12 protein-coding genes, 1 tRNA gene and 1 pseudogene are annotated in these 15,758 nt (G+C 64.0%); 13 read left to right on the top strand and 1 reads right to left on the bottom strand.

The genetic code is table 11. The features are described 5' to 3' along the window. Positions 1-171 precede the first annotated feature (171 nt). The 7 genes and pseudogenes from ACT3S2_RS13335 to ACT3S2_RS13305 form a co-directional block, all read left to right on the top strand. On the top strand, positions 172-1,698 hold the full coding sequence (locus ACT3S2_RS13335) for an ATP-binding protein (RefSeq protein WP_096157908.1): 1,527 nt from the start codon (positions 172-174) through the stop codon (positions 1,696-1,698). 61 nt (positions 1,699-1,759) lie between these two features. Beyond that, positions 1,760-2,224 carry a hypothetical protein gene (locus ACT3S2_RS13330; RefSeq protein ID WP_096157907.1) on the top strand — a complete coding sequence of 155 codons (465 nt, stop codon included), beginning with the start codon at positions 1,760-1,762 and terminating at the stop codon, positions 2,222-2,224. Between the two features lie 64 nt (positions 2,225-2,288). Continuing rightward, positions 2,289-2,825 (top strand): hypothetical protein, encoded by a 537-nt coding sequence (locus ACT3S2_RS13325; RefSeq protein ID WP_096157906.1) that lies wholly within the window; start codon positions 2,289-2,291, stop codon positions 2,823-2,825. Positions 2,826-2,893: 68 nt separating this feature from the next. Further along, positions 2,894-4,660 (top strand): type IV secretory system conjugative DNA transfer family protein, encoded by a 1,767-nt coding sequence (locus ACT3S2_RS13320; protein ID WP_096157905.1) that lies wholly within the window; start codon positions 2,894-2,896, stop codon positions 4,658-4,660. A gap of 73 nt (positions 4,661-4,733) precedes the next feature. After that, positions 4,734-5,225, top strand: coding sequence for a single-stranded DNA-binding protein (locus ACT3S2_RS13315; protein ID WP_096157904.1), 492 nt, complete (start codon positions 4,734-4,736; stop codon positions 5,223-5,225). Between the two features lie 111 nt (positions 5,226-5,336). After that, positions 5,337-5,996, top strand: coding sequence for a hypothetical protein (locus tag ACT3S2_RS13310; RefSeq protein WP_096157903.1), 660 nt, complete (start codon positions 5,337-5,339; stop codon positions 5,994-5,996). A gap of 278 nt (positions 5,997-6,274) precedes the next feature. Next, positions 6,275-7,321, top strand: a pseudogene (locus tag ACT3S2_RS13305) (recombinase family protein); the annotation flags it as partial. Between the two features lie 627 nt (positions 7,322-7,948). Here the strand turns inward: ACT3S2_RS13305 and ACT3S2_RS13300 are convergent. Next, positions 7,949-8,032, bottom strand: a tRNA-Leu gene (locus ACT3S2_RS13300). A 278-nt stretch (positions 8,033-8,310) separates the two neighbouring features. On the opposite strand from ACT3S2_RS13300, the gene ACT3S2_RS13295 reads away from it, so the two are divergent. The 6 genes from ACT3S2_RS13295 to ACT3S2_RS13270 are packed head-to-tail and all read left to right on the top strand — an operon-like array spanning position 8,311 to position 15,747. Continuing rightward, a complete protein-coding gene (locus tag ACT3S2_RS13295; protein ID WP_444554489.1) occupies positions 8,311-9,051 on the top strand; it encodes an FhaA domain-containing protein in 741 nt (246 codons plus the stop codon). Then, entirely contained in the window at positions 9,048-9,530 is a 483-nt protein-coding gene (locus ACT3S2_RS13290; protein WP_444554488.1) for an FHA domain-containing protein FhaB/FipA, read from the top strand. Before ACT3S2_RS13295 ends, ACT3S2_RS13290 begins: the two co-directional genes overlap by 4 nt. 1 nt (position 9,531) lies before the next feature. Then, on the top strand, positions 9,532-10,944 hold the full coding sequence (locus ACT3S2_RS13285) for a PP2C family protein-serine/threonine phosphatase (protein ID WP_444554487.1): 1,413 nt from the start codon (positions 9,532-9,534) through the stop codon (positions 10,942-10,944). After that, positions 10,941-12,419 carry an FtsW/RodA/SpoVE family cell cycle protein gene (locus ACT3S2_RS13280; RefSeq protein ID WP_444554486.1) on the top strand — a complete coding sequence of 493 codons (1,479 nt, stop codon included), beginning with the start codon at positions 10,941-10,943 and terminating at the stop codon, positions 12,417-12,419. The genes ACT3S2_RS13285 and ACT3S2_RS13280 overlap by 4 nt, the downstream gene beginning before the upstream one ends. Further along, positions 12,416-13,864 carry a penicillin-binding transpeptidase domain-containing protein gene (locus ACT3S2_RS13275; protein ID WP_444554485.1) on the top strand — a complete coding sequence of 483 codons (1,449 nt, stop codon included), beginning with the start codon at positions 12,416-12,418 and terminating at the stop codon, positions 13,862-13,864. Before ACT3S2_RS13280 ends, ACT3S2_RS13275 begins: the two co-directional genes overlap by 4 nt. Then, the gene (locus ACT3S2_RS13270) at positions 13,861-15,747 is read left to right on the top strand and encodes a protein kinase domain-containing protein (RefSeq protein WP_444554484.1); all 1,887 of its coding nucleotides are present in this window, start codon (positions 13,861-13,863) and stop codon (positions 15,745-15,747) included. Before ACT3S2_RS13275 ends, ACT3S2_RS13270 begins: the two co-directional genes overlap by 4 nt. The last annotated feature ends 11 nt before the right edge of the window (positions 15,748-15,758 follow it).

Genomic DNA, 15,758 nt, shown 5'->3' with positions numbered 1-15,758 from the left:
CTGTTGGAATAAGGGCGGGACATGATCTGGGATCGTCAGATCTGCATACCCGAGTGGCACTTACCAGTGATGCTGGATCGCGATAAGAATCGCTGAGGCTTTCTCTATCTCTGACTGGATTGGTTCTTCGCATGCGCACCTCTCAGGTGAACCGTTGAGAGGAACAGGCACATGGGCAACAACCGAGAGTCGAAGAAGCTTTACTCCACAGTCCTCGTTGAGGACGGGAAAGGAAAACGTCGTTCACGCAAGGCTCGGGAACGGGCAGCCCTGCAGGTGATCGCCCGCGACCGTGCTGCCCAGTGGCAAGCGGAGCGAGCGAAAATCGCTGCCGAACGCGCTGCCGCCCGCTCCACCGATTACCTCCCCAAAGGCGGAGAAGCGGGGCCAGCGGCGTTGCGTTCGTACCGCCGGTTTCGGGTGCCGACGCATCAGGACACCTCCGCGACCTTGCAGGGCGCGTATCCGTTCCTCGCCGAGGGCGGCCTCGGGTCGCAAGGTGTGTTCGTGGGGCAGGATATGTACTCGGGCGGCAGTTTCGTGTACGACCCGTGGGTGCTCTACCAGCGCGGCATCATCACCGCCCCGAACCTCGTCCTCGCAGGCATCGTCGGCTCCGGAAAATCATCCCTCGCGAAGAGCCTGTACACACGGTCGATCCCGTTCGGTCGCCGCGTCTACGTGCCCGGCGACCCGAAAGGTGAGCACACGGCCGTCGCTGAGGCGGTAGGTGGGAAAGCCATCATCCTCGGTCACGGGCTCCGCAACCGCCTGAATCCCCTCGATGAGGGCTACCGTCCCGGCGGGCTTTCCGACCCGGAATGGGCCTCCACCGTTGCCTCTCGCCGCCGTGACCTGATCGGGGCACTCGCCGAGACCGTACTGGAGCGATCGTTGTCACCGCTGGAACACACGGTGATCGATATCGCGCTCCAAGCTGTTGTCGCGACGGCATCTGTGCCGATCCTCCCGATGGTCGTCGACCGGATCCTCACCCCGGACCCGGGCGATGACGAACGCCTCGCAGAAGACGGTCGCCTCGTCGGCCACGCACTGCGCCGCCTCGTCTCCGGTGACCTCGCCGGACTCTTCGACGGACCCTCGACTGTCACGTTTGACCCGACGCTGCCAATGATCACGCTAGACCTGTCTCGCGTCGTGGAGAACTCGACCCTGATCAGCGTGCTCATGACCTGCTCGTCGGCGTGGATGGAATCGGCGCTGCTGGACCCCAACGGCGGCCAGCGGTGGGTCGTCTACGACGAGGCGTGGCGGTTGATGTCACACCCCGCGTTGCTCAAGCGGATGGATGCGCACTGGCGGCTCGCCCGCCATTACGGCATCGCGAATCTCCTGATCTTCCACAAACTTACCGACCTCGACAACGTCGGCGATCAAGGCTCCGCGATGCGTTCCCTCGCGAACTCCCTGCTGGCGAACGCAGAGTCGCGGATTATTTACCGGCAGGAGTCCGACCAGATCGGAACTACCGGTAAGACCCTGGGATTGACCGGGACGGAGCAGAAACTGCTCCCTAGTCTGGGCACCGGGCAGGGGCTGTGGCGGATCAAGGAATCTAGCTATGTCGTGCAGCATCAACTCCATCCGGAGGAGCTGCGGGCCTTCGACACCACCCAAAGAATGTCGCAGAATCCGCGGAATCATGCGGATTCTGGCCAGGTTGAGGGCGGGTCATGAGCGTACAAGACGCACCCGCCCAAGGGCACATCTCGTGTGTGCTGTCAGCGGTGGTGGTGTGATGAGTGAGCTATCGGATGAAGAACTTGTCGAGCGGACGACAGCGTTGGTCGGCGGGTTGGAGCAGATTGCGAAACGGTACGAGGAGCACGTCTTTCTCGCCTGGGAGGATCCGGTCACGTTCGGGGCTGGTCACTTCGTGCTGTATCCGGAAGCAGGCGAGATTACCCGGTTCGCGATCGAGGAGCAATACACGGACACCGATTGGTCCGACGACGAGCGGATTGCGACCTCGTGGACGTGGGACTCGCAGGCACGAGTTCGGCAACCAGACGGCGATTGTCCGTGGGTATCTCTCGCGCATGGTGAAGTCGCACCCGGCGACTATGCCCAGTTGCTGGGCCTCGCCGAGGACTGGGCGAAAACCACCCACACACTTGCCGAACGGGAACAGGCGCTCACCGTTGACCCCCTCACCGCACCGGGTGTGGAACGGCATGGTGGGCAGCGCACCTTCCTGTCATGAGCCCAAGAATCAGAGTCCCTATACCCTCCGCCGTGACCATTTTCCTGGTTCAGGAGGTGCACGGATGAGTTCGCGCCGTGACCGTCGAACCCCACAGCACCCGCCAGCCGCAACGCCGGAACAGCCTGTCGTGGTGCCTGCGGTGCTTCCGCAGATCCTGCTCGAAGCCATCAACGCCGAGACGCTGATCGCCACGATCAATGGTGACAAGCTCTCGGCAACCCCGATCCGGCGCAGTGACATCGCGCAGACGCTCACCGAGCTTGTTGCCCGGCTCGGGTCACCGACTCGGGTGGAGGTGCGGGAAATGGACGGCAGCATTCACGCCGATATCCTCACCCCACCCGCACCCCGATCATCGTTCGCACCACCAGCAGATGCGCCCCCGACGGTCACCCCGCCGAGCCTCTGGGAGTTCACCGCGAACGGATTCGTGCCCGGCGAAGACGTCGCCCTCGCCCTCGTGATCCGCCACACCTCCGCAGGACCAACCGGGTCCGCCCGCGTGCTGCTGGATCGCGGCGAGACACCGGTGGTGACGGGTGAGGTGATTCTGCTGGGACGGATCTCTGGCACCACCTCTGTGCAGCGCATCGACTGACCGGCGCACGCTCGTACCTGTTGTCCTGACCCCGCGCACACTGTCGCGAGGTCAGGAAGGTGCCCGCCATGTCAGGCCCGGTGCAGGCGAAACCCGCAAACGACCTCTTCATCAACCTCGCCCTCGGCGCGCTCATCGCCGCGGCAGCTTTCACTGGACTGCTCCGCGTCGCAGGTAGCGTGGCCGCGTTCCTTACTGGACTCCCGGAGCCCACCGCTGGGTTCACCGCCGGGGTCGGCGTCCTCGCCACACCTGCCGATCCGGGGGCGGCGCTCGGCGCTGATGGCCTCAACCCGATCCTCTACTGGGCCATCGTCACCCTGCTCCTCGGGATCCTCGGAACGGCGGGCTTCTTCGTCTGGCGGGCGATCCACCAGGCCGGTTCGAAGACGGATCCGCACCGGCTCGCCGGGACCGCGACAGCCGCCGAGGTCGCCCGAGTCGCCTCCGCGAAAGCCCTCGTAAAGAAGGCGACCACGCTGCGGCCATCACTGACCGGGAACGCTGCTCCTGGGGATGTTGGCTATCTCCTCGGTACCGGCAAGGGCGGGCAGGTGTGGGCCACGGTCGAAGATTCGATCTTGCTGATTGGCCCGCCCCGCTCAGGCAAAGGCCTGCACGTCGTGATCAACGCGATCCTCGACGCACCCAGCGCGGTGATCACGACTTCCACCCGCCCCGACAATCTCACTGCGACGTTGCATGCGCGGGCACGGAAGGGGAAGGTGGCGGTGTTCGATCCGCAGCAGCTCGCACCGGGGTTGCCTGCGGGGATGCGGTGGTCGCCGGTGCGGGGTTGTCAGGATCCGTTGACGGCGATGATCCGCGCGAAAGGTCTCGCCACTGCCACCGGCTTCGGGGGTGTGCAAGATGCGGGGTTCTGGGAAGGGAAAACCACCGCCGCAATCCAAGGGCTTCTACATGCGGCAGCTCTCGATGGGCGGGATGCGAAGACGCTGTACCAGTGGGCTTTGAACCCGACTCTCGCCGCTGACGCCGTCCGTATCCTTTCCTCCCACCCGGGAGCCGCAGAGGGGTGGGCGGATTCGCTGGATGCGATGGTGCAGGCGGACCCGCGTACGAGGGATTCGATCTGGCAAGGTGTCTCCCTCGCGTTCTCTGCTCTTGCCGACCCGCGCGTCCTCGATGCCGTCACCCCGGCCCCGGGTGAGGAGTTCGATCCGGAAGCATTCCTGCTCGGCAACGGCACCCTCTACCTCTTGGCAACGGGGGCGGGTGCTGGTGCGTCGTCGGCGCTGGTGGCGGCGTTCATTGAGGACCTCATTGAAACGGCGAGGAAGATCGCCGCCCGTTCGCCCGGAGCCCGCATGGACCCACCGCTGCTGCTCGCCCTTGACGAGATCGGGAACCTCGCACCGCTGCCCAGTCTGCCGACGTTGATGGCGGAAGGCGGTGGCACGGGGATCACCCCGCTGCCGGTGTTGCAATCGCTCGCGCAGGCGCGGGAGAAGTGGGGCGAGAACCAGGCGAACGCGATCTGGGACGCGTCAATCGTGAAGATCATCCTCGGCGGTGCTTCCAACAGTCGCGACTTGCAAGACCTGTCCACGCTCATCGGGGACCGTGACGAGACCACTGATTCGGTGACCACTGACGCGTATGGGGCGCACTCGAGCCAGCGGTCAATTCGCCGGGTCCCGATCCTCCCGCCGGATGTGCTGCGCACGCTGCCGTTCGGGACCGGGGTGGTGATGCTCCGTACTGCTCGGCCCATCATCACGAACCTCCGGCCCTGGCCGAACCGTGCCGACGTGAAGCAGCTCCGCGCGGATCGATCCGAGATTGAGCAGGCGCTCCGAGGCGGGGCCGGATAGTCCGGGTCGGGGTCGTACCTGTTGGGTAGTCCCAGCAATTCTGCGGGGGCGGTGACCGATAGGAGTGAATCTGATGACTATTCGCACGAAGGAATCCCTCTCGGGGTTCGTCGCATCCGACCCGGAGCTGACCTTCACCAGTAAAGGTGATGCCCGCTTGTATATGCGTGTCGGGCAGCCGCAGGCCAGGTTCGAAGAGGACGGTACGTTCACGAACCTGGATCCGTCTTTCACGGACCTCGTGATGTTCCGCAAGTCCGCCGAGCGTGCGCATGAGCAGTTCCGTAAAGGCGACAACTTCATCGCTGAGGGTGAAACCCGCAGCTACATCGGCAACGAAGGAACTGACCGCGAACAGTTTGTCGCGTCCCGGATCGGACATGACAACAACATCACCCGCTACACCGTTGACCGCAGCGGCCCCGAACGCGATACCGCGCAGCAGGACGCCCCGGCACGGGAACAGGTGCAGCAGGCCCTCGCGGAGCGAGAAGCGCAGCTGGACCCCGAACCTGCCGCAGCTGTCAGCGACAGCACCGCTCACCGGGAGGCTTTGGCCCGATGACCCGGGTGCGGCGACCAGTACCCCCGCACACCTCCACCTGGTCGCCGCACCCGACTTTTCGTTTCGCGCACAGTCCCGGTGCGCACGTCTCTTTCGCCGATGGAGCTTCTCATGAACCCCGAAAACACCCCACCTGACACACCCCAGCCTGAGCCTGACTTTGATGGTGTCGACCTATCTGATTTGCCGCCGGAGATCGAAGCGAAGGTCCGGCAGCTCTCGAAGCAGGCGTATGTGAACGATCTCTCCGCGACCCTGGCCGGGGTGCCGCGCCCGATCAACTGGCGCACCTTGCCACCGGATGATCTCGAACACGAACTCCTCGACCTGAACGCCTGGGTCGACTGGCTCCGCCACACCTACGGCCTGCCCGCCCAAGTGGTGCCACCCATGTGGCACCGCCACCCGGAACTGCTCTGGGAGCTCTCGGCACTGCGGCAGTATTGGCTGTTCTGTTTCGACCCGCAAGCCAAAGGGAACCAGGCCCTTGCCTGGCATCACGACTTCGCCGTCGCCCGGGAACGCCTCCGCGACTGGGTGACGATTTCCGGTACCCGCCTCGACCGCGACCGACCCACCAGGATCACGCCTTGGCCCGGGGGTGAAGCCGAGGACTGGACCGAACCCGACACCACTGAACGACCAGTGGCCAAACGCATGGACGATTTCGTTTCGTTCGTCGCTGAGCAAGTCGCGGGTCGGCTGGCCGAGCAGGATGCGGTCATCAGGAGAGTGCTCGCTGAAGAGATGCGGTCCGACGATGGCACGTAGAAAGCAGCCGTACCAACGGACGAGTGACTACGTGCCGCAGGCGGAGCGCTCCTATGGGATCAAGGTGGTGCATCGGACTCGTCCGAACATGACCTTGCTCACCGAGCTTTTCGTACGCTACACCCTTGCCGAGGCCAACAGCCGACGTGACGCACACGACCCTCCGGTCATCCCTCGTCCCGAGGTGTTGAAACCAGCTTCTGACCCGGATTTCACTGCGGAAGGAAGGTAACATCACGAACCGCCGTGAACCTGTCGGCGGGAGAAAAGAGGATCCCATGTCTCTCATCGCCGACCCGGTACTGACACCACCTACGAAAATCACTGATATCGCTCTCGCGCCTGCCATTACCTATCTGCGTGTCTCCACGAAGGAGCAAGCCACCAAGGGCGGACACGACGAAGGGTTCTCCATCCCTGCACAGCGTGCCGCAAACTATGCCAAAGCCGACTCGATCGGTGCGACTGTGGTGAAGGAATTTGTTGATGCGGGCGAGTCCGCGAAGAAAGCAGACCGCCCTGCGCTCAAGGCCATGATCGCGTACGTGCGAGCGCACCGGGTCGCGTACTGCATCGTCCACAAGGTCGACCGGCTTGCCCGCAACCGTGCCGACGATGTGGAGATCCACCTCGCACTCCGCGAGGCAGGCGTCACTCTCGTGTCAGCGACCGAGAACATTGATGAGACCCCATCGGGAATGCTGCTCCACGGGATCATGTCCTCCATCGCGGAGTTCTACTCAGTCAACCTCGCCAACGAGGTCATGAAGGGCCTCGTCCAGAAAGCGTCCACCGGGGGAACCCCGATGCGTGCACCGCTCGGATACCTCAACACCCTGCACCGAGACGAACTCGGCCGAGAAGTGCGCGGCATCAAAATAGATGAGAAACGAGCTGCGCTCGTCAAATGGGCATTCACCGCTTACGCAGCCGGGAACTACAGTCTCGCGCAGCTCTGCAAAGAACTCACCAAGAAAGGGCTGCGCAGCGTTCCAACCCCGAAGCGTCAAGCCCGACCCTTAGGGATATCCACGGTGCATCGGATGCTGCAGAACCCCTACTACAAAGGGGACGTCGTCTACCGAGGCGTCAGGTATGACGGTGCGCACGAGCGCCTGATCGAACCCGAAGTCTGGTACCAAGTACAGACGATGCTCCGCTCACACGCCCAGTCGGGCGTGCGCACCCAGAAACACGACCACTACCTGAAAGGCACCCTCTACTGCGGGCGATGCCGTCAACGCATGACCATCATCCACGCGAAAAACCGGCACGGGAACATCTACCCGTACTTCATCTGCCTCGGCCGCAACAACAAACGCACCGACTGCATAATGCCCTCCGCGCCGGTGGACCGGGTGGAGCAGCTCGTCGCCGATTACTATCAGCGCATCACGCTCACTCCCGCGATGACTGACGCGCTGCGCGGCATGCTCACCCACGAGTTCGACCAGCTCACGGCAGGCACCAACCAGTCCATCCGTGATCTCACCGAACGCCGCAAGCAGATCCTCACCGAGCAGGACAAACTCCTTGAAGCGCATCTCGCAGACGCGCTCAGCCTCGACCAGTTAAAGAAGTTCCAGACCCGGCTTCGCGCTGAACTCGACGGCATCGAAGCGCAGATCGCCGAGCATCACAACGACTACCAAGGTGCCCGCGACCTCATCGACGGGGCACTTGACCTTGCCCGAGACTTCGCCAGCATCTATGAACGCTGCGACGAGCAGAACAAGCGGCTCGCGAATCAGACGTTCTTCAGCCGCATCTACCTCGATGAAGGCGGGAGCCTCACCGTCGATACCGCGGCACCCTTCGAGGCCATCCTCGACGACAACACTCTGGAACAGGCCATCGCCTGGGCAGACCAGCGGTCAGAAACCAACGAAAAGAGCGATGTTGCAACCCAGGACCTGTTTCTTAAGTCCGGGGTTACAACATCGCTCATTAAGTGCGCGAGGGGGGACTTGAACCCCCACGCCCTTGCGGGCACTGGCACCTGAAGCCAGCGCGTCTGCCTATTCCGCCACTCGCGCAAGTTACTGTTTCGGGTTTCCCCTGAACAGCGAGAACAATCATAACCATGCTGCCGGGGCATCACCTAATCGGGTCCCATGGTGTGATGAGCCGCACCCCGGGGAACCAAATACCCCGAAAATCTCGTTGCGTTATGGAAGAGAGGCCTGCACCGTCGGACGTTTCGGTGGCATGACAAGTAGTATCGGAATGGCACAGGCCTCAGGGCCGGCTGTTTCGTCACGCGCCGTGGCCGGAGCGGCGTACAGGACAACCGACTTCGAGAGGAGCAGCGCCCATGGGTTTGGTCGACAATGTCGAGCGCGGTCTCGAAAAGCTGGTGAGCACCGTCTTCCGGGGATCGGGCTCCTCCGAGGTTCAGCCGGTCGAGATCGCCAGCCAACTTCGCAACGAGATGGACAACCGGACGCTGACCTTGTCCCAGGGCCGCACCCTGGCCCCCAACTCCTTCAAGGTCAGGCTGGGGGCGGCCGATTTCGAACGCGCCAAGCAGTGGGGCGCCACCCTGGCCGAGGAACTCTGCGATGCCGCCGTCAAGCACGCACGCTCGCAGCAGTACACGTTGCAGGGCCCGGTCACCGTCTCCTTCCACCGTGACGACGACACCAAATCCGGCAGCTTCTCCATCGACGCCACGATGGACAAGACGACCGCCCCCGCCGCGGCCTCCGCCCCGCCACCGGCTCCGAGCGCTCCACCACGTCCACCGCCGAGCAAGCAGGCCGTACTGGACATCAATGGCCAGCGCTATGGGCTGCATGCCGATTCCGTGGTGCTCGGCCGCTCCGCCGACGCCGACATCCCGGTCGAGGACCCCGGGGTCTCGCGCCGCCATATCGAAGTCGTTCGTGAGGGTTCCCGGGCGTGGGCCGTGGATCTGGGGTCCACCAATGGCAGCTACGTCAATGGCCAACGGGTCGTCGACCGCGAGGAACTCTTCGATGGCTCCATCATTGCCATGGGGCGCACCCGCATCACGTACCGGCTGGTCCCCCGATCGAGTGGAGACAGCGCATGAGCGACCTCTTCCTGACCGCCCTACGCCTCGGGTTCCTGATCCTGTTGTGGATCCTGATCATGAGCATCATCGCCGCGCTGCGTCGGGACTTGTCCATCGGCAAGCGGGCGAAGACCGGCGAGCCGACGGCACGCGAGGTCCGTAAGAACCCCGAACTGGCGCCCGAACCGGCGCCACCGGCCAAGAAGGCGGCACGAACCCTGGCCATCCTGGAAGGACCACTCAGCGGGACGAGCCTGGATCTGGCGGCCAGCCCCATCCTGCTGGGGCGGGCCCAGGAGGCCACACTCGTCCTCGAGGACGATTACGCCTCCGGGCGACATGCCCGATTATTCCCGCAGGGCAGCCGTTGGTTCATCGAGGACCTCGGCTCGACGAACGGCACCTATCTGGGGGAGAACCAGTTGACCCGAGCCCAGCCGGTGGAGATCGGCCAGCCCATCCGGATCGGCAAGACCGTCATGGAGTTGAGGCCGTAGTATGGCGCTCACGTTGCGGTTCGCAGCGCGGTCGGATGTGGGGTTGGTCCGCGCCAAGAACGACGACTCCGGCTATGCCGGCCGCTATCTGGCGGTCGTGGCCGACGGCATGGGCGGACATGTCGGCGGGGACGTCGCCTCGGCATCGACCGTGCTGGATCTGGTGCATCTGGACCAGGACCGGACGGTCGACGTGGAAACGGTGCTGCCGGACGAGATCCAGACCGCCAATTCGATCCTCAACGAACTGGTCAGCGCGAACCCGAAGCTCTCCGGGATGGGCACCACCGTCACGGCCCTGCTGCTGACCGGGGACCGCTTCCAATACGCCCATATCGGCGATTCCCGCGCCTACCGGCTCAAGGATGATGTCTTCGAACAGGTCAGCAAGGACCATACGTTCGTCCAACGGCTCGTGGACGAGGGCCGCATACGCCCCGAGGAAGCCGAGCACCACCCGCATAAGAACGTGTTGATGCGGGTCCTGGGCGACTCCGATGCGAGTCCCGAGCTGGATATCGACCAGTTCCCCATCGCCCCGGGGGAGCGCTGGCTCCTATGCTCCGACGGCCTCAATGCCGTCGTGCCCGACGACATCACCGAGCGCATCGTGCGGACCGCCGGTTCGTTGCAACAGACCGTCGACGCATTGGTCGAGGTCACCCTCCAGCATGGCTCCCCCGACAACGTCACCATCGTGATGGTCGAAGTCGCTGAGAATGCCGACGACGACGCCCCGGGGGTTGACCCCGGTCTCGAACCCGCCCCGGATACCGGCCAACTCCAGGTCGCCCAGCAAGGCGATCTCGGGGCCAGCGCAGCCGTCATCCGCCACGAGATGTCCATTCGCCCCCATGCCCTAGTCGGCGCGGCCGCCCTGGCCACCCAGACCGGACAAATCCCGATGGTCACCCAACGGTCGGCGGAGAAGCGGGCCGCCGCGATCCTGACCCATAAGGCTTCCGAGCCCGACGAGGTGCCGGAGGACCGCGAATTCGATCCCATGCGTCGCCCGCTGAACCGGGGGTGGCTCATCCCGACCTTCCTGACCCTGATGGGACTGATCCTGGTTTCCGTCTTGTGGTTCGGGTTCGCCTGGACCCAAACGCAGTACTACGTGGCCGATCACGACGGCAAGGTGGCCATCTACAACGGCGTGTCACAGGATCTGGGTCCCATCAAGCTCTCCCATGTCGACACCGTGACGCATATACCCACGCAGGCCCTGCCCTCCTACACGCAACAGAGGTTGCGCAACTCCTTGGCGGCCCGCGATCTCGCCCATGCCCAGGACATCGTGACCGAACTGGTCATCAGCGCCAAACAGGCCTGTCCGGTCGTGGTACCGGCCGATCCGCAGTCCGCCGACTCGCCGCCGGGCTTGCCCAATTATTGTCAGGAGGTGACACCGTGAGCGAAACCCCGGAACTAGAGACCGCGCCCATCCCACGGCGCAATACCGAACTGGTGTTGCTGATCCTGGCCCTGGCCGTCGCGGTGGGTGCCAACTACCTGGTCAGCTTGAGCAACACGGATGGTTTCGACGAAGGGTTCATCACCCAAGGAGCCGTCCTGGCCGGCATGGCCCTGGTCATGCATATCGTGCTGAGGATCTGGGCGAAGTATGCCGATCCGATCATTCTTCCCTGCGTGGTGGCGCTCAACGGGATAGGGATCGCGATGATCCACCGGCTGGATCTGGCCAACAACGACGATGCGGCGACCCGCCAACTGTTGTGGACCGGCCTTGCCATGGCCGCTGCCATCGCCACGCTATGGCTGGTTCGCGACCACCGCATCCTGCGCAAGGCCCCCTACACGTTCCTGGTCATCAGTGCCCTCCTGCTGCTCCTGCCACTCGTGCCGGGCCTGGGCAAGGTCATCAACGGCGCCCGCATCTGGATCTTCATCGGGCCCCTTTCCTTCCAGCCCGGTGAGCTGGCCAAGATCACCCTGGCGCTCTTCTTCGCCGGTTACCTCTCGACCCACCGGGACCTGATCCTGCTGGCCGGCCGCAAGATCGGTCCCCTGCAGCTCCCCCGGGCGAGGGACCTCGGCCCCATGATCGTCGCCTGGCTGCTCAGCATCGGCGTGCTGGTGATGCAGAGCGACCTCGGTTCATCCATCCTGTTCTTCGGCCTGTTCATGGTCATGATCTACGTCGCGACCGGGCGTATCAGCTGGATCATCATCGGATTGGTCATGGTGGTCGTCGCCGGGTTCTTTGCCGCGCAATTCATGTCGCACGTCGCCTTGCGACTGAATTCCTGGCTCCACGCCTTCGACCCCTCCGTCTACGACCAGCAGTACGGCGGGAGCCGGCAAATCGTCCAAGGCCTCTTCGGGCTCTCCAACGGCGGACTGTTCGGTACCGGCCTGGGCAATGGACGACCCGACTTCGTCCCCCTGGCCAACTCCGACATGATCATCGCCGCCCTGGGTGAGGAACTGGGTCTCATCGGCCTGGTGGCCATCATCCTGCTGTTCGTCATCCTCATCAGCCGTGGAATCCGCGCCGCCCTCGGCAGCCGGGACGCCTTCGGCAAACTGCTCGCCGCCGGCCTCTCCTTCACCATCGGCCTACAGTGCTTCGTCCTGATGGGAGGGGTGACTCTGTTGATTCCATTGACGGGGCTGACCACGCCCTTCATGTCGGCGGGCGGGTCCTCCCTGCTCTCCAACTGGATCATCGTCGCCCTATTGCTCCTGGTCTCCCATAATTCCCGGAGACCAGCCCTCACGGGACCGCTCAACGAGCGGGACATGGCCGCGGCCGGACCAGACATCAGCGCGAAGGCGAAGGCCCGCGAAGAGGAAGACGCCCGGCGCCGCGCCAAGAAGGCACAAGCCAAGGTAGCCACGCCACCGCGAAAGGGGGACACCGCATGAACACCGCCATACGCCACGTGTGGATCGCCATCGTCTGCCTCTTCGTCCTGATCTTCGGCGCCCTGAGCTACATCCAGTTCTTCGCGGTCAAGGACCTCAACGCCAATCCGCTCAACACCCGGCAGCTGTACAAGAACTTCGATCTGGCCCGTGGTGCCTTGCTGGTCGACGGAACACCGATCGCCGAATCCGTCGCCTCCGATGACCAATTCGACTACCAACGCGTGTACCACGACCCGAAACTGTATGCGCACCTGACCGGCTTCTACTCGCTGACCTACGGTGCCAACCACCTCGAAGGCGTCATGAACGACGAGCTCAACGGGCAGAGCGACTCGCAGTTCTACAACCGCATGGTCAACTTGTTGACCGGTCAATCCACCGAGGGTGCCTCCGTGGAGCTCACCATCGACCCGGCTCTCCAGAAGACGGCCTATAATCTGATCCCCGACGGACAGCAGGGGACCATCATCGTCTCCGAACCGAGTACGGGAAACATCCTGGCCATGGTGTCCAAGCCCAGCTATGACACCAACCTCCTGGCCGTGCATAGCGGGAAGATCGCCTCGAAGAACATGGCGGACATCCTCGAGACGAACGGACTGAGCCCGAACATCAACCCGGCCATCAACAATCTGATCTCACCGGGTTCCACCTTCAAGATCCTCGACCTGGTCGCGGGCCTGGAATCGGGGAAGTACGACCTTGATTCGGTCTACGACAATCCGACGTCGATCACTCTGCCGGGCACTTCGACGAAGGTGAACAACTTCGACCAGGGCATCTGCGCGAACCAGAACCGGGCCAAGCTCGAATTCATCGTGGCCCAGAGTTGCAACACGCCATTCGTGGCCATGAGCGAGGCGGTCGGGCAGGACGCCTTGCGCGACGTCACCGAACGTTTCGGTTTCGGCCAGCAACTGGAGATCCCGCAACGCGTGACCCCCAGCCAATTCCCGAGCGATCTCACTCCGGACCAGTTGGGCCTGTCCTCGATCGGACAGTTCGACGTCAAGACCACGCCCCTGCAGATGAACATGGTCGCCATGGGCATCGCCAATGACGGGGTCATCATGAAGCCGAACCTGATCAAACGGGTCACCGCTCCGGATCTGAGCGTGCTGGAAGAACCGAAGCCCGAGGAATTCAGTACGGCAACGACCAAGAAGGTGGCCAACCAGGTGACCGAATTGATGCGCGCACCACTCAAGGGCGGGACGGCCTACACGGCAGACATCCCCGGGCTGGACATCGCGGCGAAGACCGGCACGGCGCAACTCGGAGATGGGACCAAACGCGTCAATTCGTGGATCACCGGCTTCGCCCCGGCGGATGACCCGGAGGTCGCTGTCACCATTGTCATAGAAAAGACCGACTACGAGACCGGCCACAACCTGACCAGTCCAAACCTGAAGAAGATGCTAGAGGCGGTGTTCAATAAGTGAGGCCTACATCGGGTATCACCCTGGGCGGTCGGTTCCAACTGACCGAGCGGATAGCCATCGGCGGAATGGGGGAGGTCTGGAAGGCGCGCGATGAGATCCTTGGCCGGATCGTCGCCATCAAGATCCTCAAGGAGGAATACACCGGCGACCCCGGCTTCCTGCAGCGTTTCCGCGCCGAGGCACGCCATACGGCATTGTTGAACCACGTAGGCATCGCCAACGTGTTCGACTACGGCGAGGAAGGCGGTTCGGCCTACCTGGTCATGGAGCTGGTCCCCGGCCAGCCGCTGTCCGCCATCATCGAACGCGAACGGGTCCTGTCCCCCGACAGGACCATGTCCATCATCGCCCAAACCGCCCGCGCCCTCGCCGCGGCCCATGCACAGGGCCTGGTCCACCGGGATGTGAAGCCGGGCAACCTGCTCATCCTGCCCGATGGTCGGGTGAAGATCACCGACTTCGGCATTGCACGCATCGCCGACCAGGTCCCCCTGACCGCGACCGGGCAGGTCATGGGCACCGCCCAGTATCTTGCCCCCGAACAGGCCACCGGGCAGCAGGCCAGCGGGTCTTCGGACATCTACTCCCTCGGAGTCATCGGCTACGAGTGCCTGGCCGGTCGTCGACCGTTCACCGGCGAATCACAGATCGCCATTGCGCTGGCCCAGGTCAACGACAACCCTCCGGCACTCGATGAATCCATCCCGGCCAAATATCGGGCTTTGATCATGTCGATGCTGGCCAAGAGTCCGGCGGAACGACCGGAGACCGCCACGAAGCTGGCGGAGGCGGCCGACGCCATCCGGGCCGACAACCTCGAGGCGGCCCAAACCGCCGTCCCGGGCATCATCCCGTTCCTGGGAACCGGCGGTGGCGACGCCACGCAGGCCATCAACGTGGGAGATGCTCCCACCCAGGCCAACCCGCAGACACCAGAGGCGGGTTCGGGGACCCCGAGCACCAGTGCCTTGCCCATGGTCTCCGACCAGACCACCCGCGGTCCGCAGGCCAGCAAGGAGTACGACGACGCTGACGCCACTCGCGTCCAGGGTGCCGCCGCCGCCGCGGGCGCCGGGGCCGGGTCCGGCAACGACGACCAGGATTTCAATTCGGTCCTCGGCGCCAGCAAGGATTGGGATCCCGATGACGAGGACGGCGCCGCAGCTGGTGCCGGGGCCGGCGCCGGCGGAGCCTCAGGCGGTTCCGGGACCCCTCCGCGGAAAAAGCGGAACCCCTGGATCTGGCCCCTGATCGTGATCGTGGTCCTGGCCTTGCTCGCGGTGTGGCTCGTGCCCATGTTCACCGGTGACAAGACCGGCAACGAGTCTCCGGCATCAAGCGCGCAGTCCTCGCAGAAGACCGTCAAGGTCGATGCTGACGACTACCTCGGCATGGACGTCGACAAGGCCTCGGCCGAATTGAAGGACCTGGGCCTGGAGGTGTCGACGAAGGAGAAGGAAGCCAGCGATCCGGAGAATTCGGTCGTTGCCGTTTCCCCCACCGGTACCGTCAAGGTCGGCACCGTGATCGAGCTGAGCTACGCCGTGCCGCTGCCGGTGGAAAACACGCCTCCGCCTCCGCCGGTGCAAGAGACCAAGACCAAGGCCCCCGCGCCGACCAGGAAGTCCACGCCGGCTCCGAGCAGCAAATCCTCGAAGCCCTCCAGCAGCAAGGCCAGTAGCTCCGCACCTGCCCCGCCGACGCAGGCCCCCACCACCTCGGAACAGACCGAACCTCCCAAGGAAACGGCACCGTCCAAGGCCCCGGTCACGGAGCCTCCAGCAACCAAGCCGACGGATTCGAAAAACCCTGACGCTGCCAAGGACGACAAGGGGTCAAATGGAAATTTCAAGCAGGCCGCCCCGACCGGCGCGGGCAACTAACGCTGAGGCGT

Origin of the sequence: Arthrobacter sp. AOP36-A1-22 (assembly GCF_052377615.1) — a bacterium.
In the GTDB taxonomy this organism is placed as follows: Bacteria; Actinomycetota; Actinomycetes; order Actinomycetales; family Micrococcaceae; genus Arthrobacter_H.
This window is presented reverse-complemented; position numbering and strand designations above follow the sequence as displayed.

Bases quoted from the DNA above. Each gene is read 5' to 3' on its own strand.
- ACT3S2_RS13330 (WP_096157907.1), top strand. From the start codon at position 1,760: ATGAGTGAGCTATCGGATGAAGAACTTGTCGAGCGGACGACAGCGTTG.
- ACT3S2_RS13335 (WP_096157908.1), top strand. From the start codon at position 172: ATGGGCAACAACCGAGAGTCGAAGAAGCTTTACTCCACAGTCCTCGTT.
- ACT3S2_RS13275 (WP_444554485.1), top strand. From the start codon at position 12,416: ATGAACACCGCCATACGCCACGTGTGGATCGCCATCGTCTGCCTCTTC.
- ACT3S2_RS13285 (WP_444554487.1), top strand. From the start codon at position 9,532: ATGGCGCTCACGTTGCGGTTCGCAGCGCGGTCGGATGTGGGGTTGGTC.
- ACT3S2_RS13310 (WP_096157903.1), top strand. From the start codon at position 5,337: ATGAACCCCGAAAACACCCCACCTGACACACCCCAGCCTGAGCCTGAC.
- ACT3S2_RS13295 (WP_444554489.1), top strand. From the start codon at position 8,311: ATGGGTTTGGTCGACAATGTCGAGCGCGGTCTCGAAAAGCTGGTGAGC.
- ACT3S2_RS13290 (WP_444554488.1), top strand. From the start codon at position 9,048: ATGAGCGACCTCTTCCTGACCGCCCTACGCCTCGGGTTCCTGATCCTG.
- ACT3S2_RS13325 (WP_096157906.1), top strand. From the start codon at position 2,289: ATGAGTTCGCGCCGTGACCGTCGAACCCCACAGCACCCGCCAGCCGCA.
- ACT3S2_RS13315 (WP_096157904.1), top strand. From the start codon at position 4,734: ATGACTATTCGCACGAAGGAATCCCTCTCGGGGTTCGTCGCATCCGAC.
- ACT3S2_RS13320 (WP_096157905.1), top strand. From the start codon at position 2,894: ATGTCAGGCCCGGTGCAGGCGAAACCCGCAAACGACCTCTTCATCAAC.